The sequence below is a fragment of the Halobacillus litoralis genome (assembly GCF_020524085.2).
Taxonomy (GTDB): Bacteria; Bacillota; Bacilli; order Bacillales; family Halobacillaceae; genus Halobacillus; species Halobacillus litoralis_E.
The window spans coordinates 2,247,132-2,273,367 of sequence record NZ_CP129016.1 but is presented as its reverse complement, the minus strand read 5'-3'; the positions used below and the strand labels follow the sequence as shown (position 1 = coordinate 2,273,367).

The 26,236-nt window shown below is 41.5% G+C and carries 30 protein-coding genes and 2 pseudogenes; 11 read left to right on the top strand and 21 right to left on the bottom strand.

The genetic code is table 11. The features are described from left to right. Positions 1–176: 176 nt before the first annotated feature. The 5 genes and pseudogenes from hemW to gpr form a co-directional block, all read right to left on the bottom strand. Positions 177–1,298 (bottom strand): radical SAM family heme chaperone HemW, encoded by a 1,122-nt coding sequence (gene hemW / locus LC065_RS11440; protein ID WP_306163421.1) that lies wholly within the window; start codon positions 1,296–1,298, stop codon positions 177–179. Positions 1,299–1,371: 73 nt separating this feature from the next. Beyond that, positions 1,372–3,187 (bottom strand): annotated as a pseudogene (gene lepA / locus LC065_RS11435) (translation elongation factor 4). Between the two features lie 96 nt (positions 3,188–3,283). Continuing rightward, a complete protein-coding gene (locus tag LC065_RS11430; protein ID WP_226591059.1) occupies positions 3,284–3,601 on the bottom strand; it encodes a hypothetical protein in 318 nt (105 codons plus the stop codon). Between the two features lie 15 nt (positions 3,602–3,616). Next, positions 3,617–4,765, bottom strand: coding sequence for a stage II sporulation protein P (spoIIP, locus tag LC065_RS11425; protein WP_226591062.1), 1,149 nt, complete (start codon positions 4,763–4,765; stop codon positions 3,617–3,619). Positions 4,766–4,846: 81 nt separating this feature from the next. Beyond that, a pseudogene (gene gpr, locus LC065_RS11420) lies at positions 4,847–5,936 on the bottom strand (GPR endopeptidase). Positions 5,937–6,097: 161 nt separating this feature from the next. Between gpr and rpsT the strand changes: the two are divergent. Continuing rightward, positions 6,098–6,358 (top strand): 30S ribosomal protein S20, encoded by a 261-nt coding sequence (rpsT, locus tag LC065_RS11415; protein ID WP_160910952.1) that lies wholly within the window; start codon positions 6,098–6,100, stop codon positions 6,356–6,358. Positions 6,359–6,512: 154 nt separating this feature from the next. Here the strand turns inward: rpsT and holA are convergent, their stop codons facing one another. Further along, positions 6,513–7,532, bottom strand: a complete 1,020-nt coding sequence (gene holA, locus LC065_RS11410) for a DNA polymerase III subunit delta (protein ID WP_226591068.1) — start codon at positions 7,530–7,532, stop codon at positions 6,513–6,515. A gap of 348 nt (positions 7,533–7,880) precedes the next feature. Between holA and LC065_RS11405 the strand changes: the two genes are divergently transcribed. Continuing rightward, the gene (locus LC065_RS11405; protein ID WP_089654323.1) at positions 7,881–8,015 is read left to right on the top strand and encodes a YqzM family protein; all 135 of its coding nucleotides are present in this window, start codon (positions 7,881–7,883) and stop codon (positions 8,013–8,015) included. 42 nt (positions 8,016–8,057) lie between these two features. Here LC065_RS11405 and LC065_RS11400 read toward each other — a convergent pair whose 3' ends face one another. The 4 genes from LC065_RS11400 to LC065_RS11385 are packed head-to-tail and all read right to left on the bottom strand — an operon-like array spanning position 8,058 to position 11,499. Then, the gene (locus LC065_RS11400; protein ID WP_306163420.1) at positions 8,058–10,334 is read right to left on the bottom strand and encodes a DNA internalization-related competence protein ComEC/Rec2; all 2,277 of its coding nucleotides are present in this window, start codon (positions 10,332–10,334) and stop codon (positions 8,058–8,060) included. After that, positions 10,331–10,888, bottom strand: coding sequence for a ComE operon protein 2 (locus LC065_RS11395; RefSeq protein WP_226591073.1), 558 nt, complete (start codon positions 10,886–10,888; stop codon positions 10,331–10,333). The genes LC065_RS11400 and LC065_RS11395 overlap by 4 nt, the downstream gene beginning before the upstream one ends. 55 nt (positions 10,889–10,943) lie before the next feature. Next, on the bottom strand, positions 10,944–11,264 hold the full coding sequence (locus LC065_RS11390) for a helix-hairpin-helix domain-containing protein (RefSeq protein ID WP_306163419.1): 321 nt from the start codon (positions 11,262–11,264) through the stop codon (positions 10,944–10,946). Beyond that, positions 11,209–11,499 carry an SLBB domain-containing protein gene (locus LC065_RS11385; RefSeq protein ID WP_306163418.1) on the bottom strand — a complete coding sequence of 97 codons (291 nt, stop codon included), beginning with the start codon at positions 11,497–11,499 and terminating at the stop codon, positions 11,209–11,211. The genes LC065_RS11390 and LC065_RS11385 overlap by 56 nt, the downstream gene beginning before the upstream one ends. Before the next feature lie 94 nt (positions 11,500–11,593). On the opposite strand from LC065_RS11385, the gene comER reads away from it, so the two are divergent. Beyond that, complete coding sequence (gene comER / locus LC065_RS11380) at positions 11,594–12,403, top strand: late competence protein ComER (RefSeq protein WP_226591080.1); 810 nt, start codon at positions 11,594–11,596, stop codon at positions 12,401–12,403. 215 nt (positions 12,404–12,618) lie between these two features. Here comER and LC065_RS11375 read toward each other — a convergent pair whose 3' ends face one another. Genes LC065_RS11375 through LC065_RS11340 form a run of 8 tightly spaced genes read right to left on the bottom strand, consistent with a single transcriptional unit; the run spans position 12,619 to position 17,542 of the window. Continuing rightward, positions 12,619–13,233: a class I SAM-dependent DNA methyltransferase gene (locus LC065_RS11375; protein ID WP_306163417.1), complete on the bottom strand. Its 615-nt coding sequence runs from the start codon at positions 13,231–13,233 to the stop codon at positions 12,619–12,621. 16 nt (positions 13,234–13,249) lie between these two features. Beyond that, positions 13,250–13,603, bottom strand: coding sequence for a ribosome silencing factor (gene rsfS / locus LC065_RS11370; RefSeq protein ID WP_089654329.1), 354 nt, complete (start codon positions 13,601–13,603; stop codon positions 13,250–13,252). 45 nt (positions 13,604–13,648) lie between these two features. Then, positions 13,649–14,209 carry a bis(5'-nucleosyl)-tetraphosphatase (symmetrical) YqeK gene (yqeK, locus tag LC065_RS11365; RefSeq protein WP_226591085.1) on the bottom strand — a complete coding sequence of 187 codons (561 nt, stop codon included), beginning with the start codon at positions 14,207–14,209 and terminating at the stop codon, positions 13,649–13,651. Further along, a complete protein-coding gene (locus tag LC065_RS11360; protein ID WP_226591088.1) occupies positions 14,199–14,765 on the bottom strand; it encodes a nicotinate-nucleotide adenylyltransferase in 567 nt (188 codons plus the stop codon). The genes yqeK and LC065_RS11360 overlap by 11 nt, the downstream gene beginning before the upstream one ends. 12 nt (positions 14,766–14,777) lie before the next feature. Continuing rightward, positions 14,778–15,068 (bottom strand): ribosome assembly RNA-binding protein YhbY, encoded by a 291-nt coding sequence (yhbY, locus tag LC065_RS11355; protein ID WP_115822509.1) that lies wholly within the window; start codon positions 15,066–15,068, stop codon positions 14,778–14,780. A gap of 1 nt (position 15,069) precedes the next feature. Further along, positions 15,070–15,906 carry a shikimate dehydrogenase gene (gene aroE / locus LC065_RS11350; RefSeq protein WP_226591090.1) on the bottom strand — a complete coding sequence of 279 codons (837 nt, stop codon included), beginning with the start codon at positions 15,904–15,906 and terminating at the stop codon, positions 15,070–15,072. Positions 15,907–15,917: 11 nt separating this feature from the next. Continuing rightward, positions 15,918–17,018, bottom strand: coding sequence for a ribosome biogenesis GTPase YqeH (yqeH, locus tag LC065_RS11345; RefSeq protein WP_306163416.1), 1,101 nt, complete (start codon positions 17,016–17,018; stop codon positions 15,918–15,920). Next, positions 17,018–17,542: a YqeG family HAD IIIA-type phosphatase gene (locus LC065_RS11340; RefSeq protein ID WP_226591673.1), complete on the bottom strand. Its 525-nt coding sequence runs from the start codon at positions 17,540–17,542 to the stop codon at positions 17,018–17,020. The genes yqeH and LC065_RS11340 overlap by 1 nt, the downstream gene beginning before the upstream one ends. Before the next feature lie 338 nt (positions 17,543–17,880). Here LC065_RS11340 and LC065_RS11335 point away from each other — a divergent pair, with 338 nt between their 5' ends. The 8 genes from LC065_RS11335 to sigK all read left to right on the top strand — a co-directional run bounded on the left by LC065_RS11335 (position 17,881) and on the right by sigK (position 24,482). Beyond that, on the top strand, positions 17,881–18,033 hold the full coding sequence (locus LC065_RS11335) for a sporulation histidine kinase inhibitor Sda (protein ID WP_226591675.1): 153 nt from the start codon (positions 17,881–17,883) through the stop codon (positions 18,031–18,033). 279 nt (positions 18,034–18,312) lie between these two features. Further along, positions 18,313–20,649, top strand: a complete 2,337-nt coding sequence (locus LC065_RS11330) for a Na+/H+ antiporter subunit A (protein WP_226591095.1) — start codon at positions 18,313–18,315, stop codon at positions 20,647–20,649. A 3-nt stretch (positions 20,650–20,652) separates the two neighbouring features. After that, a complete protein-coding gene (locus tag LC065_RS11325) occupies positions 20,653–20,991 on the top strand; it encodes a Na(+)/H(+) antiporter subunit C (RefSeq protein WP_226591097.1) in 339 nt (112 codons plus the stop codon). Beyond that, the gene (locus tag LC065_RS11320) at positions 20,984–22,468 is read left to right on the top strand and encodes a Na+/H+ antiporter subunit D (RefSeq protein ID WP_306163415.1); all 1,485 of its coding nucleotides are present in this window, start codon (positions 20,984–20,986) and stop codon (positions 22,466–22,468) included. The genes LC065_RS11325 and LC065_RS11320 overlap by 8 nt, the downstream gene beginning before the upstream one ends. Before the next feature lie 6 nt (positions 22,469–22,474). Next, the gene (locus LC065_RS11315) at positions 22,475–22,951 is read left to right on the top strand and encodes a Na+/H+ antiporter subunit E (RefSeq protein ID WP_226591103.1); all 477 of its coding nucleotides are present in this window, start codon (positions 22,475–22,477) and stop codon (positions 22,949–22,951) included. Further along, entirely contained in the window at positions 22,952–23,263 is a 312-nt protein-coding gene (locus LC065_RS11310) for a Na(+)/H(+) antiporter subunit F1 (RefSeq protein ID WP_226591105.1), read from the top strand. Further along, positions 23,244–23,630, top strand: coding sequence for a monovalent cation/H(+) antiporter subunit G (mnhG, locus tag LC065_RS11305; RefSeq protein ID WP_226591107.1), 387 nt, complete (start codon positions 23,244–23,246; stop codon positions 23,628–23,630). The genes LC065_RS11310 and mnhG overlap by 20 nt, the downstream gene beginning before the upstream one ends. Before the next feature lie 138 nt (positions 23,631–23,768). Continuing rightward, entirely contained in the window at positions 23,769–24,482 is a 714-nt protein-coding gene (gene sigK / locus LC065_RS11300; RefSeq protein ID WP_146812776.1) for an RNA polymerase sporulation sigma factor SigK, read from the top strand. 44 nt (positions 24,483–24,526) lie between these two features. Here the strand turns inward: sigK and LC065_RS11295 are convergent, their stop codons facing one another. The 3 genes from LC065_RS11295 to LC065_RS11285 all read right to left on the bottom strand — a co-directional run bounded on the left by LC065_RS11295 (position 24,527) and on the right by LC065_RS11285 (position 26,230). Then, positions 24,527–24,754, bottom strand: coding sequence for a YrhC family protein (locus LC065_RS11295; RefSeq protein WP_226591110.1), 228 nt, complete (start codon positions 24,752–24,754; stop codon positions 24,527–24,529). Between the two features lie 65 nt (positions 24,755–24,819). Further along, positions 24,820–25,512 carry a 5'-methylthioadenosine/S-adenosylhomocysteine nucleosidase gene (gene mtnN, locus LC065_RS11290; RefSeq protein WP_226591112.1) on the bottom strand — a complete coding sequence of 231 codons (693 nt, stop codon included), beginning with the start codon at positions 25,510–25,512 and terminating at the stop codon, positions 24,820–24,822. Between the two features lie 16 nt (positions 25,513–25,528). Next, positions 25,529–26,230, bottom strand: coding sequence for a YrrS family protein (locus tag LC065_RS11285; RefSeq protein ID WP_226591115.1), 702 nt, complete (start codon positions 26,228–26,230; stop codon positions 25,529–25,531). Positions 26,231–26,236: the final 6 nt, after the last annotated feature.

The window sequence follows — 26,236 nt, the reverse complement described above, 5'->3', positions numbered from 1 at the left end:
GTAGAGAGAGAAATGGATCAATGATCACTAAGCAACCTCTAAATATCCATAGAAAAAGTTTTCCATGGACATTGCATAGGGCTAACTTCACGGGAGTCTCACCGTTTCCCTCACTCCCCCCTCAACCGATCTTTTTATGATAAAGCACGTTCTTATGATTATTCATCTAATAAGAATTACTGGAATACTTCATTACCAAGAATACGACCCTTGGATGTAAGACGGATATGGCCGGTGTCTTCTGCTATTAATGAGCGCTCTTTCAATTCAGTAAGCTTGTTTCCGAAGACATCGACAAGTGTTTTTCCATACTTTTGTTGAAAAAGTTCTTTCGATACTCCTTTTGTCTTTCTCAAGCCGAGAAACATTTCTTCCTCCAACTGCTCTTTCAGACCAATAGGTTCCTTATGGAGAACGGGCATTCCATCTTCCGTGGCTTTCTTCACATAGGCAGGCAGTGGGCGGATGTTGATCGTTCGTTTTCCCGGCAGGTACCCATGCGCGCCCGCTCCAATGCCATAATAATATTCATTATTCCAGTATGTCAGGTTGTGTTTACTTTCAAACCCGGGCTTTGCGAAGTTACTGATTTCATATTGCACGGCTCCAGCATCAGCTAATTTACGCTGAAGTAGTTCGTACATTTCTGCTTCATCATCTTCTTTAGCCTTGGAGAGCTTACCCTTTTTGTACCGTTGATAAAACACGGTTTTCGGTTCAATTTGAAGAGAGTAGGAAGAGTAATGCGGCAAACCGAATTGCATCGCTTCATCAATGGTTTTTTCAAAGTCTTCAACCGTTTGCCCAGGGAGAGCATACATAAGATCTATACTCACATTCGTCAATCCCGCTTGAACGAGACGATCGATATTCGTATAAACATCTTTCACTTTGTGTACACGACCAATTTTTTCAAGCATGTCATCATCGAAAACTTGAACGCCGAGTGATATGCGATCGACGCCATATGCCTTCAACAAACGTACTTTTTCAACATCTAAATCTCCCGGATTCGCTTCAAAGGTGTACTCTTCACAGCCAGAAATATCAAAATGATCATCAATCATTTTCAGAAGCTTTTCTAACTGCTTGTGGTTTACAGCTGTCGGGGTTCCGCCTCCGACAAAAATAGTTCGCACGTCCGCTTTTTCTCCCGGGATATACGTGTGTATTTCTTTTTCAAGGGCCTCCAAATAGTCGTCTGCCAGACGCTCATTATAGAAAAACTTCGTAAAATCACAATAGTGACAAATCTGCTGACAGAAAGGGATGTGTATATATGCGGATGGGATTTTCATGGATGTTACCACCTTTCATAAGGAAAACCGCAAGAGAAGAATCTCCTGCGGTTTCAACTGTCTTCCTTTAGCTTTAATCTTCGTTCAGGTCAAGGACGGACATGAAGGCCTCTTGAGGGACCTCAACAGAACCGACCATCTTCATGCGCTTTTTACCTTCTTTTTGCTTTTCAAGCAATTTACGCTTACGGGAAATGTCTCCGCCGTAACATTTGGAAAGAACGTTTTTACGCATTGCTTTGATTGTGGTCCGAGCAACGATCTTATTTCCGATGGCAGCTTGGACAGGGACTTCGAATTGCTGTCTCGGAATTAATTCCTTGAGCTTTTCAGCTATGAGCTTTCCACGTTCGTACGCAAAGTCACGGTGTACGATGAAGGACAATGCATCAATGGTATCCCCATTCAACAAGATATCCATTTTCACGAGGTTGGAGACACGGTACCCAATCAACTCGTAATCAAAAGATGCATACCCTTTTGTTTGGGACTTCAAGGAATCAAAGAAATCATAAACAATTTCAGACAATGGAATCTCATAAACGATATTGACCCTATTGTCATCCAGATACTGCATATCTATAAAATTGCCGCGTTTACGCTGACAGATTTCCATGACTGGACCGACATAATCGTTAGGGACCATGACCGTTGCTTTAACAAAAGGTTCCTGAACTTCTTCAAGTTTCTGGTTATCCGGCATCATGGAAGGGTTATCGACATTGAAGACGGATCCATCTGTAAGGGTCACCTGATAAATAACACTTGGTGCGGTCGTAATAAGATCGATCTTATATTCCCTTTCGATACGTTCTTGAATGATTTCCATATGAAGCATTCCCAAGAAACCACAACGGAACCCAAACCCAAGTGCTTGGGAAGTTTCCGGTTCAAACTGAAGGGAGGAATCATTGAGTTCCAATCGTTCAAGAGCATCTCTAAGGTCGTTATATTTGCTCGCATCAACCGGATACATACCACAGAACACCATCGGATTCATCTTTTTATACCCAGGCAGCGGTTCGGCAGCAGGATTATTGGCAAGTGTAATGGTATCCCCCACACGGCTATCGCCAATATTCTTGATTGATGCCGTTAAATAACCGACATCCCCAACATTCAACTCTTTCAATGGGGTCGGAGTCGGACGGAATACGCCCAGCTCATTCACTTCGAATTCTTTGCCCGTGGCCATCATTTTAATTTTATCGCCAAGTTTGATAGAGCCTTCACGAACACACGTATAGGCAACGACACCTCTGTAAGAATCGTACAAGGAGTCAAAAATCAGAGCCTTCGTCGGGTCTTTCACATCGCCCTCAGGAGCCGGAATATCGCTTACGATCCGCTCTAAAATCTCATCAATCCCAACTCCTTCTTTAGCAGAAGCAAGAATGGCGTCAGAAGCATCGATTCCGATGACATCTTCAATTTCTTGTTTGATACGATCAGGGTCTGCACCAGGTAGGTCAATTTTATTAATGACCGGGATGATTTCTAAATCGTTTTCTAATGCTAGATAAACATTGGCTAATGTTTGTGCTTCTATTCCCTGGGGCAGCATCTACAACCAGGATCGCACCTTCACAGGCCGCCAAACTACGAGAGACCTCATATGTAAAGTCGACGTGGCCTGGGGTATCGATTAAGTGGAACGTATAATCCTGTCCATCGTTCGCTTCATATGACAATTGAACGGCATTTAATTTAATCGTGATTCCCCGTTCACGTTCAAGATCCATGGCATCAAGGAATTGTTCCTTCATTTCTCTTTGGGTTAGTGCTTTTGTTTTTTCCAGAATACGGTCAGCAAGTGTCGATTTCCCATGGTCGATATGGGCAATAATCGAAAAATTGCGGACCCTTTCTTGTTTAGATTGTGCTGTCAACTTAAATCACTCCTACTGAATTCGACACAAATATCTAGGTTGATTATAGCAATACGGGAAGCATTATTCAATGTAAACCCCAACAACATCTCAATCTTATTCTCCTGCCTGAATGATTTCAGACAAAACGACTATGACTCCATTGAAGCTCGAGGCTACTCCTTTCCCCAATCCTCCGGCAAGCCGGGAGATCCAGGGCGCATCAGAGTCTATTTTAAGAGGAGCGCAGAAATCATCAGAATCCGGTGATGTGGATGTTTGCTCTTCCACCCTATGATCCAATTCTTGCTCTGATTTTTCAGGCGCCTCCACAATAGGGCGGTCATCCAGCTTTTCATTCGTTTTATCAATGCCATAAAAAGCTCCCGTCACAAAAACAATGACAACGATGAGTCCCCCCGCCAACCATTTCATTGCGCCCCTCCTCCATTACTCCGTGGATACTTTTTCATCTTCAAAGTAATAATCACTGAAAACTTCAGCCATAACATCAGCCGAACGGTACAATTCATCTAAATGATTATAAACACCGCCAAACTCAATGAGTATGGCATTCGGATTTAAGTCCTGATTATAGACGCCATCAACCCCTGAACCCTTCTTCGTTATAACACCTCGGCTGATCCCTGGATATTTCTCCTCCAAGAGCTGATGAATTTTGGATGCGAGTTGTAAGTTTTGTTCATATTGAGGGTGTTCAGCACCTATGACAAAAGCAAAGCGTGCGTAATCTTTTCCGTTTATTGTGGTTGTGGTGTGCTCCTTGGATAGAGAATCCCTGTGAAGGTCAAACAGATACTGAATGCCTTCGTTTTGACTGATAGCTTCTTCCACCACAGGCCTCATCGCATCGTAAGATTGATAATATTCCATGCCTTTTTCGTTTCTTAATGCAGCTACATCTGTTGTATCAACAATTGCTCCAATGCCTCTTTTTTCTAACCCTTCGCCAAGACGCTCTCCGATAAGAGTAATATTTACTTTTCCATCATGGTCCGTGGACTCATCCGGTAAATGCGGATAGAAAGATTCTGTGTTGTGGGTATGGTAAATGTAAACCCTTTCTTCCCCCACCGGCCTATCTTCTGTCTCGCCCTTGTCCTCTTTATTTTCTTCCACATCCCCTTCCTCCCCGCGGTTATCTACAATCATAGGAGGTTCTGATTCAATAGGGAGCGTGGAGTAGTCTGTCCCTTTACCAGCAATGATAATTTGACTGTTGTAAGAAGATAATCCCGGTATTTCTCTCCCCAGCAGGCTTCGCGGATCATTGGGTGTTAGGCTCGTGAGTAATTGAAAAGACAATGTCGTCAAACTCGGAATTCGATTCCCTTCCGGATGGGCGTCTTTAAAGGCGCGGTTTTCCATTTCAAATAGATATAAAAAAGCACTACCTTCAAGCTTAGTTGTCCATTCTTGTATCGTACTTGAATAAATACGATACGTTGTTTTTGCTCCTGTAAGGATACCGATTCCAATAAACAATAAAAGCAAAACGGTGACTGCGATGATGGTCCATCTTGTCCCCTGCTTCATATAGCTTTTCTTATTTTTCTTCATGATCGGGTAACGAGACATGAAAAATCCTCCCCCTCATCCACTATCTAGTAAATGGTATGAGAGAGAGGAATTTAATAGAACCTCTCTATTAAATCATTATTAAAAATTAGATTGTGCTTCGCCATCTTCTATCCCTGGATGCAGCGCCCCATTGATCCCCTTCGCGATGACATGCGCCATATCCTGAATGAAGCTGTCCACCTCTTTAGGTGTAACCATCAAATTGTGGCCAAGTGGGGTCAGCACTTCTTTAATCAGTTGTTTCTTTTCCACTTCTTCTAATTGGCCGAACATGCCCATAACCGCTTTGCTTTGCTCTTCATTCGGATGGTCTTCATCCGTCAGCGTCTTTCTTTCAAACGGGTTCATGGCGGGCGACAATGCATTAGAAGGACGATCTTTTTCACGCCACTCTCTGCCAAAATGTTTTAACACATAATCAATGGCATCACTTGTAATTGTTACGGCATCTACTACTGTTGGTACTCCAATGGAGATCACAGGGATGCCGTATGTCTCTCTGCTGATTTCTTTCCGCTTGTTACCTACCCCGGACCCTGGATGAATCCCTGTATCAGAAAGTTGTATGGTTGCATTGATACGATTGATCGAACGTGAAGCAAGGGCATCGATGACCAAAACAAAATCCGGCTTCGTCTGTTCAATGATCCCATGGACCATATCACTGGTTTCAATCCCAGTCACACCCATAACCCCAGGTGTGAATGCAGAAATAGGCCGGTAACCATCAGATACGGTTTCTGGATGAAGCTCAAATAAGTGGCTTGTAACATAGACTTCTTCAGTTACTAACGGCCCCAGAGCGTCTGGCGTCACATTATGATTACCAAGCCCGACGATTAAACCCCGGTCCATTTCTTTTATTCCACATTCATTCATTAATTTCCTTAACTGTCCGGATAATGTCTTTGCTAAGTTCACTTGTAATTGATGATCCTGTTTACGAATAGCGAGTGATTCCAACGTGACATAATGCCCCGCTTTTTTCCCTATTCTTTCAGCACCTTCTTCATCCACCGTTACATACGTAATTTTAATATCATTCTTTTCATTCTCATGAACCTCGACCCCATCAGTGTCTGAGGATCCCGGTTCATCTTTTACATTCATCTCCTGGGGCTTCAAGCGCCAGGTCCGTTCTCAACGTATAGTCGAAATTTTCCTCCATTCACTTCAACCTCCTTAAGAAAATCTTCTCCCAAGCAGATAAAAACTATGCAAATGAAGGGATTGGTATTGAGATAAGTATTGAAAACAGCACACCGCTCTGGTAAAATGTCTCTTGTTCGATATGAATGAGTCTTTTGTTTTTACCTAGGAGGTGAAACTATGCCTAATATTAAATCAGCGAAAAAACGTGTACGTACGAATGATGACGCTCGTTCTTTGAATGCAGCTTTCAAATCTGACATGCGTACAGCGGTTAAACGTGTAGAAAAGCTTGTTGAAAGCAAGGATGTAGAGAACGCGAAAGAAGCACTTCCTACAGCTGTTAAGAAAATCGACAAAGCTGTTCAACGTGGTGCCCTTCACCAGAACACAGGGAACCGTAAAAAATCCCGCCTAACAAAACTAGTCAACGCATTATAATTCATTCGTAATTTATGACCAACAGACGATCCTTCTTTATTGAATGGGTCGTTTTTACATGAACGAAGCCCTCCGATTTATCGGAGGGCTTCGTTATATTTTTTCCCTATACCTAAGGCTCACCAGGCCTCCCCATACATCAAAATAAAAGAATTTATGGAGAGACTGGAGTATTTTGTTTGATATTGATTAAGCGATAGAGAAGCATTTCAAAAGCTAATGCTTTCTCCATTTTTCCCTGCTTCAGGTTGTGATCAGTTTCTGCAAGCTGATTCATAATTTGATTCAATTCCTGTTGGGAGAAGGCACGCTCCCTTTTAAGCGCCATTTTAATGACATACGGATGGGCCTTTATATAACTTTTCATTTGGTTTTGGCCGTACCCTTTCTGCTTGAGTACCTTCGCTTGACTAATTATCCTAAATTGAGAAGCCAGAAGAGCAGTTAGAGCGATCGGCTCTTCATTCAGTTTTTCCAGGTCCTTATAAATCCGAATAGCTCTCCCCAAATCTTTTTCCATAACAGCATCGACAAGTTTTAAACCTGAAGCTTCAGCACTGTGTGAGAGGAGCTGCTCTGCGATTTCTCTCGTTACCACGCCGCCCTCTCCTACATACAAAGCTAATTTTTCCATTTCTTTTCTCAGTGCCATGAGATTCGCACCAATTTCTTGAGTAAACAGTTCATGAATTTCATGAGGAACGTTAATATGTAAATCGTTTGCTAATGTTTGAATCCATTTGTCAACGTCCCATTCTTTAACCGGTTGGCAACTGATCACTTCTCCGTTCTTCTTTAATTGTTTGAACGCCTTTTTACGCTCATCAAGCTTTTCATAAGGAGCAACTAAAATCAGTACTGTGTATTCAGCAGGATTTTGAAGATATTCCAGTAGTGCGTCCGTGTCATGTTCGAATGGAAGCTTATCCGGTTTAGCCTTTAAAAAGACGGGATGATTGGCAATGACAACTTTCCCTTCACCAAGAAATGGAAAGGTTTCTGCATCTGTAATGACATCCTCAATGGGTGTCTCCTCTAAGTCATACTGGGAGATGTTAAACTCCCGGTCTTCTTTCTTTAACGTCTTTTCAATGATTTTATTTTTATGTTCTTGGATTAAATAGGATTCTTCTCCATATAATAAGTACACTTGTGATTGTTTTACATTGACCATAAAGTGGTTGTCCTTCCTTTATAAAAAAAGAGTACGGCGCCCCAAAATGGGGAACTCAGTGTCACCATTTTATGTTTCTTTGGAATTTCTGTCAAAATGGTGTGCTGATATCGCCGTATGAACCATCTATATAAACGCCATTCCAAGAGCCCCGGAAGCTCTTGAAGAGGACGATGTTGTTCCTCTCTTGCGTTTAGTTTGACCGCTTAAGTAAGAATTATCTGTGACAAGTCTTGCTAGGAGTGGGAAAGGTATGAATCATCAATAAAATTCGTTTTCATGCCCGGTAAATGTAGATTTTTGGTTAAAAATGGACTATACTTAGTAATTGATATAGGAGGGGTAACAGTGAACGAGTTTAAAAACGATATTCAATCCAAAACTAATGATGTGATCGACTCTGGGTTAGGGTTTGTATTTTCATTTGTTTTCTTCTTCGTCATCTTCTTCATCGGAGTTTTGTTTTCTTTTCTTGGACAGTAATGAGATGCAAAACCGGAAGGCTGCTGTTTTGGCAGTCTTTTTTTATTCTCTGCTCGCATTATACGGAAAAAACGTTGAAAACGTTCCACTTTGCCCAGAAAAAAAGTATTGGACAGCACCATATTGGTTCGTCTGAAGCGAGACGATCCCATGGTCAGTTAACCTTTTCATCACCTCTTCATGCGGATGGCCGTAACGATTATCCACTCCCGCTGAAATTAAGCCGATTTTTGGGTTCAGCTTTATCAATAATTCATCTGAGGTGGATGTATGGCTTCCGTGGTGAGCCACTTTTAATATATCTGCCTGTAATGTCGAATTCCTTTCTACGATGTCCTCTTCAATTGCAGAAGAGATATCTCCAGTAAAGAGCCAACGCTCTCCTCCAAACAGACCATCCAATACAAGCGAATTGTCATTTGGGTCTCCATGATTTTTATCGCTCACAGGATGTACGACGTGAATTTCATTTCCAGCAAGCCAAATGCTCTGCCCCGCGCTTATTTTCTCTACCTTAACTTCAGTTTCGTATTTTTCTGTATGGAAAGGACTCACATAAATTCGATCCACTTTCATTTCCTGAAGGATGAAAGGAACACTTCCACTGTGATCAGAATCTTCGTGAGTAATGAATAAAGCATCAATACGATGGATACCCCTTGACTTTAAAAAAGGTAAAATCACCTCATTCGCAGTCTTTTCTTTATTCATAGTAAAAACCGGCGGCCCTGCGGCATCAATCATAACGACGCCCTTCCTATGTGGCAGCTCGATAACAAACGAATCCCCTTGACCAACATCTAACATGGTTACAACTCCTCTTTCAGAGAAATACGGAAGCGAACTATAAAATACAAATACAAAAACAACCGCTATAGATGCAAGGAATGTTTTCACCTTCTGCTCCTGTTCCCATTTTTCCATCATGATTACGAAAAGGACGGCATACAAAACGATGTAGAAAGAGGGAAGCTCACCAATCACCCAGGGGTAATCAAGGGATTCCGATTGGGTGATAAAGATGGATAAAACCAGTTCATGAACGACGGAAAATGAATAGGAAAGAAAGAAGCTTATAGACGGTATTAAAAAGGAAAGGAGGAAAATAATCATCAATATGGGGATGACGAAGAATGAAAAGTATGGAACAGCAATCATATTGATCCATAAAGAAAAAGGCTGAAATTCATAAAAATAATGGACCTGTAAGGCAAGTAGGGAAAGCTGACTGACCAACCCTATAATTGCAGACTGAATCCATTTACTTTCATATTGTTTCAAAATCGGAATCGTAAGCAACAAACTGAAGGTGACTAAAAACGAAAACTGAAAACCTAGATGGTAAAAATAAGAAGGAGAAGAAATTAATAAGAGAAAACAGGTGAGGGATAAGAGGTCAATGATAGGGATCTTCTTCTGGATTGAACCTGAGAAAATAAGAAGCACGCCCATTAATCCTGCGCGCATGACAGATGGAGCACCACCTGAAATAAACATATAAAAAGGCAGTAGTCCAAGTAAGAAGAGCTTGGATTGCTTTTTTGTAGCTATACCTGTCCGGTATAAAAGGAAATAGGTCCCTCCAAGTATAAGGCCCACGTGCAACCCTGAGATAGCAAGAATATGGGATAAATTAAATTCTCTAAACCATTCCACCGTCGATGAAGCGATAAGATCTGTATCCCCAAATATTAGAGCTTCCATCCATACATAAGTGCTTGGGTGCACACGGTCCTTAACAGTCGCTTTCAGATGTCTTCTTGTGTCGTACAAATGGCTGATCCACGATTCCCCTTCACACTGAAGAGCCGCTTCCTCTTCTATAGTAATTTGAGAATGAATTCCTTTGCCTGCCATATATGTACGATAATCAAATTGTCCTGGATTCCTCGCACCCTCAAAAGGCTCCATCTCTCCTTGGACCCTACAAAAAGCTCCATGTTTCAAACTTTCAGGAAGAGGAGGCTCATTTCCTTTCTCTTTCAAATAGCGAACGAGTACTTTACCACCTTCCCCTTTTAATATGACGGAAATGGATTGATCACTTTCTGTCAAATCAGATACGATTTTACCTTCTATGGATTCATTATAGAGGAGTTGAGGAGGAAGAGGAGAGGAATCGAGTGGAAGATGGATATACCCACCTATCCCGAATAGGAGGAGAATCAAGAGGAACAGAAGATGTTGGCGCTGACTATACAACAAGGTAAGAAACATACATCCAACGACATAAAACGTAAAACCTTCCTGGATAGATAACACCCCGCCAAGCACAAAGGCTATGACGGGAATGTGCCAAGATCCTCTTAAGAATATCACCGGTTGTCCAATCTTAGCAGTTGAGCTGCTTCTTGTACGAGTTGCTCTGACTCAGGGTCATCATTCGACTCAAGCTTCTCCAGCATTTGGCGTATAAGCAGGTGCTGTTCCTGTTGAAGCGGTTCCTTTTCAACGGGAACCTTTTGCATACGTACCCCCGACTGTTGCAACAATTCAATTGCATACGGATCATTTTTATAATCTTCGCTGTAATAAACAGCTTTCACCCCTGCTTGAATAATTGCCTTCGTACAGTGCACACAAGGAAAATGAGTCACGTAGATCTCTGCCCCTTCTGTAGCCACACCGAATTTTGAACATTGGAGAAGTGCATTCATTTCAGCATGAATGGTACGGACACAGTGCCCATCCACCACATAACACCCTTCGTCGATACAATGAACACCCCCGGAGACACTTCCATTGTACCCTCCGGCAATCATACGCTTATCTCTTACAATGACTGCACCGACCGCTAACCTCTGACACGTACTGCGTGATTTTAATAAATAGCTTTGAGACATAAAATATTGATTCCAAGTAATCCGCTCCATTATGTAACCCCCACTTTTTTCATCAAGTTTACTCTGACCTTTAAATTCCGTCAAACTAGGGAACAGTAATCAGTTCCTTTAAACTTTCTAATGTCTTATCACCAATGCCTGGCACATTCACAAGATCTTCCACAGAGGAAAATGGGCCATTCTCTTCTCTATATTTAATAATACTAGCAGCTTTTGATGGTCCAATTCCATTTAAGGCTTCCATCTCACTTGCTGAAGCACGATTGATGCTTACTTTTTCTCCAGTCGGTGATGCAACTTCATCTGAGTCAATAGAGGATGATTGGTCAGAGGCTACGAAAATAACCATTTCATCTTGTATTCTTTGCGCCAGATTCACACTGGTGAGATCTGCCCATTCTGTCATTCCCCCCTGCTTTTTTAATGGCATCATCCACTCTTGTTTCCTCTGTCATTGTATAAACACCTGGGTTATGCACTTCTCCTTTCACGTCAACCTTCACACTCCCTGAAGAAGCATTCTTCTTTACTGTGTCCTGAATAGTCACTTCCTCCACCTCCGTCAGCTGGACCTCTCCTTCATTAGATGGATTGGAAAGATAAAGGAAGGCAATGACCGCAAGGACAATAATGATCCACACGTATCTTTTTTAATACGCTCATGTTCTGACCTTCTTTCATAAATATAAATTTTTGGAATAAGGATATATAGGTAATCATTAAGGAGGGATTCCAATGAAATGGGGAATCATCGGCACAGGGAATATGGGAAGTATGCTCATCTCAACGCTTATTAAAAGCGGGGCCGTACCTGCTGAGAAGTTGACGATTTACAATCGAACACTAGAAAAAGCGGTAAAAATCCAAGAAGAATTTCCAAACCTACAAGTAGCGAAGGATTTAGCCGCACTACAAAATAACAGCGATATCATTTTCATCTGTGTAAAACCGCATCACTACAAAAACATCATTGATGCACTGGAGGGAAAATGGTCTGAAAACCAATGTCTTGTTTCCATCACGAGCCCTGTCGCTGTCGAGCAGTTAGAAAAAGTAACTCCTTGTCAGGTTGCGAGAATTGTTCCATCTATTACAAATCATGCGTGGTCAGGTGTAAGTTTATTTACCTTTGGATCGAAAATAAAGAACGAAAATCGAGAGTTACTAAAGCAGACTTTCCAGCATATCTCTACTCCCATCGAAGTCAAAGAAGAACACATTCGTGTAGCGTCTGACATCGTCTCTTGCGGGCCTGCTTTCATTAGTTATTTACTCAGCCAATGGATTGAAGCTGCTGGTGATGTTGCTGGTCTTCCCAAAGATAAAGCTACCTCGTTAACGGAAAATATGATGGTTGGACTGGGAGAACTTCTCGCACAAAAAGTTATGACGTTAGAGGAATTGATGGAAAAGGTTACTGTGAAAGGCGGAGTTACAGGTGAGGGATTGCAAGCTTTAGAAGATCACATTGGACCTTTGTTCCAAAAAATGTTTGAGGCTACTCAAAATAAACATAAAGAGGATAAAAAACACATTGATTTATAACCCTTATATTCGACATGAGTTCCTAAATTCCTGCAAAAAATAACCTTGGGACCTTTTTCAATAATAAAGACCGTAAAAAAAGAGTCCGTCATTTACGGACTCTTTCACAATTTTTATTCCTTCGTACAAACAAAGAACCAGCGTTCTCCGTCGATGGATGGAGTTTCACTAAAATCAGAAAATGTTCCTTGCACCTTAAAGCCTGATTGAGCGAGTCAGGACTGCAAAACCGTATGATCATACCCTCGCTGTTGGTGAATTTCATCAAAACGCTGATATTTTCCATCACTCTCAACGAAGAATGTCAAATCGTGTACAAGGCTATTCTCTAGTTCCCCAGGGTCACAAAACCAGATGAACGATAGATCATCACGGACTTCAGCAAATGTTGCACCACTGAGATCATTACGAATATGATCTATAGAGTGCACATCAAATATAAATACTCCCCCTTGGGTAAGGGTTTGGTAAATAGATCGGAAAGCTTGCTGCACCTTCTGTTCATCGGTTAAATAGTTGACGACATCACAATAACTAATGACACAATCATAACCTGACAATCCTTCTAATGAAGCCATATCCTGTTGAATCCACTCAATTGCAGCTCGAGGGTTTTTCTGTTGCGCAACGGTCAACATATCAGAAGACAAATCGATACCCGTCATTTGGTACCCCTCATCATGGAGACGATGGGTGATCTCCCCTGTACCACAACCTACATCAAGAATTTTTTGACCTTTGGCATGATATTGTTGAAGCATTTGCTTCGTAAAATTCACCCATTGTTCATATGGTGCATCCTGCATAAGGAGATCATATACGCGCGCCATATCCCCGTAGCTCATTTTAGTTTTCTAGCCCTTCTACAGCGACCGTATCTGCGTCGCCCCATAGTCTTTCCAGGTTGTAGTAATGGCGTTCATCTTTATGGAAAATGTGACAAACGATGTCATTAAGATCGACAAGGACCCAGCGTGCTTGCTCAAATCCTTCCATTCGTTTCACTTCTATCCCGTTTTCTTCCGCTTGATTTTTCAATTCCCTTGCGATAGCCTGCACTTGGCGTTCATTCGACCCTTCGCAAATTAAGAAATAGTCTGCGATTAATGAAACTTCGGACATATCTAAAACAACAATATCCTGCGCTCTTTTTTCATCGCACGCTTGTGCTGCTAAATTTACTAGTTCTTTACTTTCCATGAGTTTCCTCCCTATTTCATCTCTATCTTTTCCATGATCCAAAGATCATATTAAATCATTATATGCATGAAACGTGTCCGGATAAACGGTCCTTTCCTTACCAATAAGAAAAATGATCGTATTTTTCAAAGCTAAGGCACATGCTTCATCCAAATTTTCTTCTGCTTTCCTCCGAACTTGATCCACTCCCGGGAATTCACGCCCAGGTTCTATATAATCGGCTAAAAACACAACTTTATCTAACGTGGACATATGTTTTTTTCCGGTCGTGTGGCAGCTGATAGCAGAAATGACTTCAGCATCCGTAAGCCCTACCTCTTGCTCGAGCATTAAAGCCCCTACGGGTCCATGCCACAGCTCATGATGATAATCCAAGAGATCCTTAGGCAGTCGGCGGTCATTCTCAATCCAACGTTCCATGAGCTCTATAGGTTTATATTTCGCATAATCATGAAAGGCAGCTGCCAGTTCTGCCTTTTTAACATTTACTTGAAACCTCTCAGCAAGTTCAACCGCCTGGTCTGTCACCCTCACTGTGTGTTCATATCTGGCCGTTTTTAAGGCAGGGCGCACAAATTCAAGTGCCTCTTCACGACTAATTTTCATACAGATGATGCTCCTTTATAAAAGAATCAACAACTTCCGGCAATAAGTACCGAACACTTTTCCCTTGTGCAATACGTTCGCGTATCATTGTCGAGGATACATCGACCGATGGAATATCAACAAAATGGACTGGAATTTCATTATTCCACCCATATCCAGGCCTCTCAACCCCAATAAATTGGACCAGTTTCGAGAGGTCTTCGACCCGGTGCCATTTTGGTAAATGCTCCACCATGTCCCCTCCAATGATGAAGAAGAACTGATAGTCAGGAAACCTCTCGACCAAATCAGTCATGGTATCAACCGTGAACGAGGTTCCTTTCCGGACTAATTCAACATCACAAATACGGAAGTGCGGATGTTTCGCGATTGCTGTCTGTACCATGGCAAGTCTTGTTTCCGGCTTAGTTGTAGACTCCTGCTTATGGGGGGGGATATAGGAAGGCATAAACCATACTTCATCAAGGGTCATGGCTTCACGGGAAAACTCAGCCATTATTAAATGACCTTGATGAAGAGGGTCAAACGTACCACCAAGAATTCCAACTTTTTTCATTGATCTTCCCCTTTATGGTAATTCGATTTGTTTATTTTCTTTGGACTCTTTATAAAGGATAATTGTATTTCCAATCACCTGAACAATATGAGCATCTGTGGCTTCCACAATTTCATTAGCCACAACATGATTATCTTCAAAGCAATTTTGTAAAATGCTCACTTTTATCAGTTCCCTTTTTTCAAGGGCTTCATCAATTTGTTTCGTCATATTTTCATTCACGCCAGCTTTTCCTACTTGAAAAATCGGCTGTATATTATGGGAAGCTGCTCGTAAGTGCTTCTTTTGTTTACTTGTTAACATTCTATACCCCTTTCAATTTCTGTTCGAATTCAGTGAGCAAAAGCGAGGACTCTGGCTCGGTGTTTGTCCATATTTGAAAGGCATAAACGGCTTGCTGTAACAGCATTTCATGTCCAAAATGGAGACGCGCTCCTCTTTTTTCCGCTTCGTTTAAGAATTTCGTTTTCATAGGACGGTAAACAATATCGCTTACAACGGTGCCTTTTGTCAAGTGATCCAATGATACGATCATTTGGTCATGATCAGGGTTCATCCCGACCGTCGTCGTTTGAACGATTAAGTCATAATCCATGAGAGTATTTTTTGCCTGTTCAAGCGTCAAAGCACCAGCATACCCCTTTGAAGGAATATCCTGAATAAGGTCTTCGGCTCTCTTTATCGTACGATTCGCTATATCTACACGAGACATTTCAGTTCTCGTAAGAGCTTCAAATATCCCTCTTGCTGCCCCTCCGCTTCCTAACAACAAGGCTTTTGCATCTTTGTGAAAAATATCCGGGAAACGATTCTTCAAAGAATGGACAAATCCCCTGCCGTCGGTGTTATATCCGATCCAACCTTGATCGGTGTGATGAACAGTGTTCACTGCGCCCAAGTGCCGTGCGCTTTCGTCCAGGCCGTCAAGGTAAGGGATAATTTTCTCTTTATAAGGCACGGTTACATTGAAACCATCCAGCCCTTTTCCTTTCAATAAATTGACTTTTTCACCAAACTCATCCGGCTGGATTTCCAGCAGTTCATACTTTCCTTCAATCCCCTGCTGTTCCATAAGCTTCTCATGAATCCATGGAGACATGGAATGACCAATCGGGTGGCCGATCAATCCTAGTTTGTACAAGTGATCCCCTCCTATATGAGTGACTCTCTCAAGGACACTTTCACTCCCTCAGGCACATGTGCTGTAACCGTAATGCCACCTTCTGGAACAGTCACCCATCCGAGTCCAGAAAAGACGATATCCATTTTGTTTTCTTTAATTTTTAACGTATGTCCTTTTAACGGAGGAAGTTTTGTCATTGTATCTTGGTCTGGTGGTGATAATAGTTCTCCCAAATGATTTTCATACAGTTCATCTGCTTTTTCCATTTTAGTTCGATGAATATTCAATTCATTAGAGAAGTGACATACAAAAGAGCTACGTTCGCCTGTCTCAAAGTCCAGCCTAGCGAGCCCGCCTATAAAAAGCGTCTGCTCTTCATTCAACTGATACACTTTCGGCTTTACTTCTTTACGTGGTGTAATTAGCTTTAAATCCTTATCAGATACGTAGTGAGCCATCTGATGACGTTGGATGACTCCAGGTGTATCGAATAGGGAGCTGTTTTCATCCAAAGGAATATCGATAAATCCTAAAGTTGTCCCCGGAAAATACGATGTTGTAATAGCATCCTTAACACCAGATGTATTGGAAATAAGGGTATTGATAAATGTTGATTTCCCAACATTTGTCGTACCTACCACATAAACATCTCCACCTTCACGGTAATGATCGATGGCTTGTGATAATTGCTGAATCCCTTGGTTTTTCTCTGCTGAGATTAAGTACACATCCTCAACCTCTAAGCCATTCTCTTTAGCTGAGCGTTTTAACCAATGTTTGACTTTCCCGTGGTTCACTGACTTTGGAAGGACGTCCATCTTGTTCCCTACAAGAATAACAGGATTGTTTCCAGTCAAACGCTTCAATCCTGAAATAAAACTTCCATTGAAATCGAAGATATCTACAAGCTGCACTACCAGCCCTTTTGTATCACTGATTTGGTTCAACATCTCCATGAAGTCATCATCTTGAAATGGAACGTCCTGCACTTCATTATAATGTTTTAAGCGGAAGCATCTCTTACAAATGATGTCTTCCCTTTCTAGTGCTGAAGCAGGTGCATAGCCTGCTTCTTCTGGGTTTGTCGTTTGAATGACGGCTCCGCATCCTTGACATTGTATTTCAGCCATCACTGATCTCTCCTCTGCCATGTAATCTTCCCTTTTCTTCGCATCCAATTTAATATCCGTCTTTCAATCTTTCTGTTGAACTTCGTAAAAAAACCGTCCGTTTCAACGATAGGAACAACTAAGATTGTATGGAAACCAGCAGAATTCCCGCCCAGGACATCGGTGAGCAGTTGATCTCCAATAACAGCTACTTCATCCTTCTTGAGCTTCATCTGCTTCTGAGCCTTCTTGAAAGCCTTCGATAATGGCTTTCTGGCACTATGGATAAACCTAGTGTCAAGCTGCTCAGAAAATAGCTTTACTCGCGTTTCATTATTGTTAGAAGCAATTGTAACCTGGATGCCGTGCTTGCTCATTTTATCGAACCATGCTTTGATGTCTTCTGTTGCATCCGGTTCATCCCAGGCGACGAGAGTATTATCTAAATCGGTAATGACACCTTTAATCCCTTTTACTTTTAAATGGTCAGGGTCGATATCAAAAACACTCGGTACATGTTCATCTGGTAAAAAGTTTTTAAACATCAATACAGTTCATCTCCTCATACAACCGCAAAATCTCCTTCACCATCATATACAAAATCGAAGCATGTTTCAAAAAGACTTACGATAAGAACAAAAATCGTTCGACAAATCCCGACAATCATAGGTTGTGGATAAGTTTATTCACATATTCCACACAGTAACTTCTTTGTTATCACTCACCTAAACCACTTTTTTCAAAAAGTTATCTACAATTTTATGTAGATAACTTCCATATTGTGGCGAAATAAGGGTCGTGATAAGGTAAGAATACATTAAAAATTCGAACGTTCAGTGATCCAATTTAAGCGGGAGGTGACTGTCACATGTGTGACAGCGGCATGAAGCAATTATCGGATTCCCTACTAATACAATCTTACCACAAAGCCATTGAACTCAATCTTTCAGATGAGTTTATTGAACAAATCAGACGGGAAATTAACTTGCGTTCCATCCAGCACCTATTAGATAAGCATATCTCACATGTAGGATAAATTTTACACTAAATGACAAATAATAGCTTTCCATTCGGAGAATACTCGTCCATCCAGCAGAGGACGAGTTTTTTTTATGACTTTTTTTATTTAGTTAAATGATGTCTTTCTTCTTATTTATAAGGACAAACTAAATAAGGCCTATCGGCGCATATCCCCGGTATGCTACAGTTGAATAATGAACCTTTTTTTGATTACAATTGAGTGAACACATCGTTACGATCATCCAAAATCCAATTAAAAATAGAGGAAAGTTACGTCAAAGGAGGAACATACCACATGTTGGTGGCTGTATTATTGCCCTTTATTATTGCAATTTTCATCCCATTTTTAAGTAAATGGAAAGAAAAAGTACACACAGGATTCTTCGTTACGATTGTACCTGTGTTGATTTTTATTTATTTTGCCCGCTTTTTAGGTACTGGTTTTGAACCGGTCGTCCAAAAGTACTCCTGGATACCATCCCTGGATATGAATATGGTCTTTCATCTGGATGGACTGAGCTTACTATTTGTTTTATTAATCAGCGGAATTGGCGCCCTAGTTGCCTTCTATTCGGTTTTTTACCTACATAAATCGGAGCAACTGGGACATTTTTATGTGTACTTCCTCATATTTATGGGCTCTATGCTGGGAGTTGTATTATCTGATAACGTATTTGCCCTGTACAGTTTTTGGGAATTCACTTCCCTATCATCTTTCTTATTGATCGGGTTTTGGAACTATAAGAAAGAATCAAGATACGGTGCATTAAAATCGATGCTCATCACTGTTTTTGGTGGGTTAAGTCTTTTGGGTGCTCTAATCTTCATGAGTGTATTAACGAACACGTCTAGCATAAGAGGAATGATCGATCAGCAACAGTTGATCCTTAACAGTGAATATTTCCCATTGATTTTGATTCTATTACTGCTTGGTGCTTTTACAAAGTCCGCTCAGTTTCCGTTCCACATCTGGCTGCCAGATGCTATGGAAGCTCCCACTCCGGTCAGTGCTTATTTACACTCGGCAACAATGGTAAAAGCCGGCATCTATCTGGTTGCCCGGTATTCCCCCATGCTTTCCGCTAATGAGTGGTTCTTTATCATTGTATCCATTGCAGGGATAGTCACATTATGCTGGGGTTCTTATATGGCTGTAAGACAAACAGACTTGAAAGGAATTCTAGCTTTTTCCACAATCAGTCAGCTTGGAATGATTATGGCTATGCTTGGTTTCGGTACAAAAGCCGCGATCTTTGGGGCTGTTTTCCATATTCTTAACCATGCTACGTTCAAAGGTAGTCTATTTATGGTAGCCGGTATTGTGGACCATGAGGCAGGAACTAGAGACATCCGTAAACTAGGCGGATTAATGACATTTATGCCTATGACAGCCACTCTTGCATTATTTGCTTCTTTCTCAATGGCCGGGGTACCCCTTCCATTCTTAAACGGGTTCTATAGTAAAGAAATGTTCTTTGAATCTTCGCTGCATTTGGAAGCAGCGAGTACCGGGATTGCTGGAATTTTACAAACGAGTATACCTTACTTAGCTGTTTTCGGTAGTATATTTACGTTCGTCTATTCCATGTACTTTTTCTTCGGTACTTTCCGTGGTCAATCTCACTTGAATGAACTGCCTAAGAAACCGCATGAGGCACCCATTGGTATGCTCATATCACCGATTGTTCTAGTCGCAGGTGTTGTTGTCATTGGCTTGTTCCCGAGTTTCATCAATGAGCCATTCATTGCCCATGCTGCTGAAGCTGTCAAAGGGGCCGCGTTAGAAGAGAAACACATATATTTCTGGCACGGATTCATCCCCCCATTCATTATGTCCCTTACAGTACTCGTCTTTGGTAGTATTTTGGCCCTTTCCAGAAAAGTATGGGCACCCGTGTACAATGTCGTACCCGGAGTATTAAGCATGAACAAAGTTTACGATGGTACCGTTGATCGAGTAGAACGATACTCTACTACGATCACAAAAGGATACATGAATGGTTCTCTAGGACGATATGTCCGACTGATTCTAGCAGCCATCATCGTCATTTCATTTGCCTTTATGGCGATGACGGGTGGATTTACATTGGATACATCTAATGTAGCGGAAATTACGGCTCCTGAAATATTTGTCGCCATTACGATGGTCATCGCAGCCATAGGAACCGCTCTTACCAATAACCGAATTGCCGCAATCCTTATTTTAGGTGTCGTAGGTTATGGATTGTCCATGTTATTCGTTCTATACCGAGCACCCGACCTAGCTCTTACTCAGTTGATTGTTGAAACGGTAACCGTCGCTTTATTCTTGCTTGTTTTTTATCATTTACCAAAGCTTCGTAAAAAAGATGAACCAGCAAGCACGAAGGTACTCAATCTCGTCATTTCTATCGGCTTTGGTGCACTAATGACAATGGTAGCCATTTCTTCTCACAGCAGTAAGTTCTTTGAGTCTATTTCTGATTACTTTACAGACAATTCATACAAGCTTGGCGGCGGGGACAACATCGTAAACGTCATCCTCGTAGACTTTCGTGGATTAGATACATTGTTTGAAATTGTTGTATTAGGGATTGCCGCTATGGCAATCTACGGATTAATCCGTTTAAGAAAGAACAAGGAGGAGGAATAATACATGGAAATTATTATGGCCATTCTTGCCGGCATTCTCTTCACAATGGGTGTCTACAACCTCCTTCAAAAACAATTGTTACGTATTATCATAGGAACAGGCCTCATTTCTCATGGGGCCCACCTGTTCATCCTGACAATGGGAGAGTTGAAAACAGGAGCACCACCAGTACTGACTGAAGGAGTAGAAAATTACACGGATCCGCTCCCGCAGGCGTTGATCTTGACTTCAATCGTCATCAGTTTCGGTGTTACAAGCCTACTACTTGTATTAGCTTATCGTGCTGCGAAAATTAACGGCACCGATAATATGGAGCAATTAAGGGGTAACGATTATGAGTAATTTAGCTGTATTGCCTATTCTGCTGCCTTTATTAGCAGGCATCTTCTTAGCTTTCATACACAAAAAAACAAAATTAGTTCGCATTTTATCCAAAGCTTTCGCGATTATTAATCTCCTCGTTGCCGGGGTGATTTTCATGCAAGTGAGAAACAACGGGAACATCGTCCTTGAAATGGGTAGCTGGGATGCTCCCTTCGGCATCGTCCTTGTCGCTGATCTACTTGCAATGACATTAGTTTTTACGACAAACATCATTGCTGTAGCTAGTGTTTTCTTTGCACCTCAATCCTTATCAGAAAAAGAAGAGTCCTTTTACTTCTACACTTTCTTCTTCATGTTGATTTCAGGAGTAAGTGGTGCATTTTTAACCGGAGATTTATTCAACCTTTTCGTGTTTTTTGAAGTCCTTTTGATGGCTTCCTATGGATTGATCGTACTAGGGAATGGGAAGGCACAACTTAGGGAATCGATTAAATATGTGTTGATCAACTTATTTTCTTCCATGTTGTTCGTCACGACCATCGCCTTTCTTTATTCGGTTGTAGGAACAGTCAACATGGCTCAAGCCGCTCAGCGTGTCCATGAAGTGGAACAGCAAGGGATTTTGACAACAATTGCTATTTTGTTCTTCTTTGTATTTGCAACAAAAGCGGCGGTCTTCCCTCTTTATTATTGGCTGCCACGGCCTTATATATCTCCAAATCCGGTCGTATCCGCTTTGTTCGGAGCTCTGTTAACGAAAGTAGGGGTTTACTCTATCTTGCGGACGTTCACCCTGATCTTCAATCAAGAGGTTGAATTGACACACACATTGTTCATTTACTTAGCCGCTTTGACTATGATTTTTGGAGTCGTTGGTGCTCTGTCAACAAACAATATCAAGCTGATTGTCGCGTATAATATTATACCAGCCGTAGGCTTTATGCTTATGGGTATAGGGATCTTTACAGAGGTTTCCATAACCGGGACTATCTATTACCTTGTTCATGATATGGTGATCAAAGGAGCACTCTTCATCCTGGTGGGAGCCACTGCTTATGTAGCGGGCACATCTGATCTTCGTAAAATGGGGGGCTTGATCCATCACTACCCTGTCCTCGGATGGCTTATGTTTCTAGCATCATTAGTTTTGGCTGGTATACCACCATTCAGTGGTTTCATTGGGAAACTATTATTGTTGCGAGGCGGACTAGGCGAAGAGGAAATTTTCATCGTCATTATCGCTCTCATTTCAAGTCTATTGATTCTATTCTCGATGATCAGGATTTTCATCAGTGGGTATTGGGGAGAAAAAATGGACATTCCTGTTCCTGAACGGAAAAAGAAAGGAAAACGGATGGCTCTTCCTGCTGCTGGGCTGCTTACGGTTTCCATTCTCCTCGGTGTAGGTGCTGAATGGTTTTTCCCGACAATAGAAATCATTGCTCAATACATGATGGATCCAGAACTCTATATTGATTCTGTGTTAAAGGAGTAGAAGCTGATGCCTTTACAAATCGTACTGAACATCATCATCGCTATGATGTGGATGTTCCTGAGTGAAACATACAATTTCACAACGTTCTTTGTCGGTTATATCTTAGGAATCATACTCCTCTTCGTCCTGCAGCGTTTTGTACCAGATTCATTCTATATGAAACGGGCGTGGAAGTTTTTCCTTCTAATTCTCTTGTTTATACGGGAGCTTGTCCTATCCAACATCGACATTGTGAAGCATGTCTATAAGCCAAAAATGGATATGCAGCCAGGGATATTCGCATTACCAATCGATGTGAAAACAAACTTTGAAATCACTCTTCTTGCCAACTTGATTTCTTTGACCCCGGGAACATTGTCGGTCGTCGTAAGTGAAGATCATACAAAAATCTTTATTCATGCGATGGATATGCCGGATGTTCAAGAATCTGTCAGCGAAATTAAAAATTCATTTGAAAAGCGTATCATGGAGGTGACCCGTTAAATGGAAGATATCCTTGATATGACACAAACATGGATCCAAATATCAGCTACCATCGCTGTTGTAACTGTAGCAATCTCCGTGATCCTCCTTTTGTATCGGGCGATCCTCGGCCCTACGAATCCTGACCGGGCGGTTGCCCTTGATATCATTGGAATCAATTTAATGGCCTTAGCAGGACTAATCGCCGTCCTGCTCGTAACAACAAGGTTTAATGATGTCGTCCTGCTGATTGGTATTCTTCTATTCATCGGTACGGTCGCACTGGCGAAATTCTTAGAAAAGGGTGTTATCATTGAGCGGGACATGGATTAATTTAATTTTCGACATCACCATATGTCTGTCGCTATTGATTGGTGCCTTTTTCCTTATTTCTGGTTCCATTGGGATTTTACGTTTTCCTGATGTGTACACACGACTTCATGCGGCGACAAAAAGTTCGACCCTGGGAGTGGCGGGAATTATGATCGGTGCATTTCTATTCCACTACGTAGAACATGACATTGTAAGTGGTAAGCTGCTTCTAGGAATATTCTTCGTCCTGTTGACTGCTCCTGTCTCCGGACATATGATTTCGAGAGCTGCCTACCGCGCCGGCGTTCCTCTTTGGGAAAAGAGTGTAAAGGATGAATACGCAGAAGTTCTCAAAGATGAGCAGAAGCGACAAGCACCAGACACATAATACGACATGCCCCCATTCTAATGGGGGCATTTTTTTCCCTTTATGAACATTATTTTTAACCATAGACAAGCACAGACAACTTCTCAAGGACATAAGTATGTTGTAGGCATTCGCCTAATCCTTGAGGAGGTGCGTCCTATGAGCAGTCTCATCGCTTCCATCCTTTATTTTTTCAAAGAGTCTCTCTTCTTCATGTCTTATGTAAAAAATCAGGCTTTTCCGAACCCCCTGCCTCCAGAAGAAGAAGCTAAACAGCTCCAATTGATGGCAGAAGGAAGTCATGATGCCAGGAACAAACTAATTGAACACAATTTACGGCTAGTTGCGCACATTGTCAAAAAGTTTGAAAACACGAAAGAAGACTTTGAAGACCTTATTTCTATCGGTACCATCGGTTTAATCAAAGGAATTGAGAGTTATTCGACAGGAAAAGGGACGAAACTTGCCACTTATGCCGCACGTTGCATTGAGAACGAAATTCTTATGCACCTCAGGTCGACGAAAAAAATGAGTAAGGACATATCGCTGCAAGATCCTATCGGCCATGATAAAGAAGGAAACGAATTAAATCTTCTTGATATTTTACAGGCAGATGTCACGGATATTGTGGAGGAAATCCAACTTCATATGGAATTAGAAAAGATCAAAGATTTCATCACTGTATTAGATGAGCGGGAAAAAGAAGTCATTATTTTTCGATATGGACTGAATCAAACAGAAGAGAAAACTCAGCGTGAAATTGCCAAAGAGCTTGGTATATCGAGGAGTTATGTCTCAAGGATTGAAAAGCGGGCATTAATGAAGATCTTTCATGAGTTCTACAAGCAGAGTAAACAAGGGAAGAATGGATAAAAAACAGCCACTACCATCTTATGAGAATGGAGTGGCTGTTTCATTCAGTCCTCTATGAGTTGACGTTTCCATTTTCTTATTTTCAGAGTCATGATAAATGCTGTCAAAAGAGCTATACCAATGACAGGATACAAAAACAAGTAAGCCTTTGTACCGTATTCATAAAGGCTAATCAGTGTACCTATATATAAATACGTGCTCATAATTAAAAGTGTCATTACGAACCGCTTGTAATCCATTACTTTCTTCTTTAACCATTGGGAAGTATTCAAAACGGCCCACCTCCTACTATGAAAATCCTAACATATGAGAATCATAGTGTCGGTGGAAATGATTGTCATTCGTAATTCTTAACCATTTCCATAATCATGACGGCTGCATTTTCAGCGGCTTTCGGTAAGAATTGATCAAAAGAAATGGACGATTCTTTACCAGCGATATCGGACAACGCTCGAATGACAACAAATGGTGTTCCATACTTATAACAAACCTGGGCGATCGCAGCGGCTTCCATCTCTGCTGCAATCATCTCTGGGAACTTACCACGAACAAAATCTACTCTGGCTTGATCTTGCATAAAGGAATCACCTGTAGCGATGATGCCTTTCGCTGCTTTAGCATCCGTTTTCTCAACAGCATCCATTGCTTGTTTTACAAGGTTTTCATCCGCAGTAAACATGTCAGGCATGCCTGGAACTTGACCATATTTATACTCAAAAGCTGTCACATCCACATCATGGTGTGTCACTAAAGAAGAAATGACCACATCTCCGACTTCAAGGTCTTTTGCAAAACCTCCAGCTGATCCTGTATTGATGACAGCATCAATGTTGTATTGTTCATGAAGAATAGTCGTAGCCATAGCAGCATTGACTTTACCAATGCCAGATTTTAATAGAACGACTTCTTTTCCATGCAAAAGGCCATCAACAAAAAGACTACCCGCCACCTCTTTCTCTGAGGCTACATCCATATTCGCTTTTAATAATTCAACTTCTTCATCCATTGCTCCAATGATTCCAATTGCCATAACTGAACTTCCTCTCTCAACCGTTTTTATTTTTTAAAATCTCAAGTTTGACTGGTTTATATCCTTGTCCTTCAATCCAGTCAATCTGTACCCTGAGGTATCCTGTCTTATTTTTGTCAGAGACCGTTGCCTTAGCTTTTTGATGGTGACCTCTATTACTTACATCCCAATAGATGATATTGTCTTCAGAAAGTCCTACAGCGCTTCTGATTGCCTTTTGTAACTCTTTGTAGTCCTGGGAACCTGATTGATAAGTAATCCGATGTTCACCGTTCGTCTCCATTTCTGTAGGAATAACCGGCCAATCTTTTGTGATGACACGCTCGACATTAGGGTCATCACTTTTTTCAATTTTCAAACCTTTTTCGTCTTCAATCGGCTTCAGCTCTTCGAATTCTTCAATGGAAACCTGTTGCTTATCTGATTTTTCCTCAGTATCTTCCTCTTGTTTATCTTTTTCTTCTTTGTCATTTTTGTCACTGGTCTCGCCGGCTTCCGCTTGAGAATCTTCCTTTGAACCTTGCTCTTCCTTTGTGACCTCTTCACTTTCTGTATCCTTTGCTTGCCCTTTTTGGTCCTCTCCACCGAAGACCATCAACCCGAAGAGTAACACCATGAAAACACTGCCTGCCCCTACAAGCCAAGTCAACATCTTCGTACCACGACGCTTTTTCTCATAACGACCTGAGCGGGAATACGGGGATTGTTTGTTTGACATGATTTC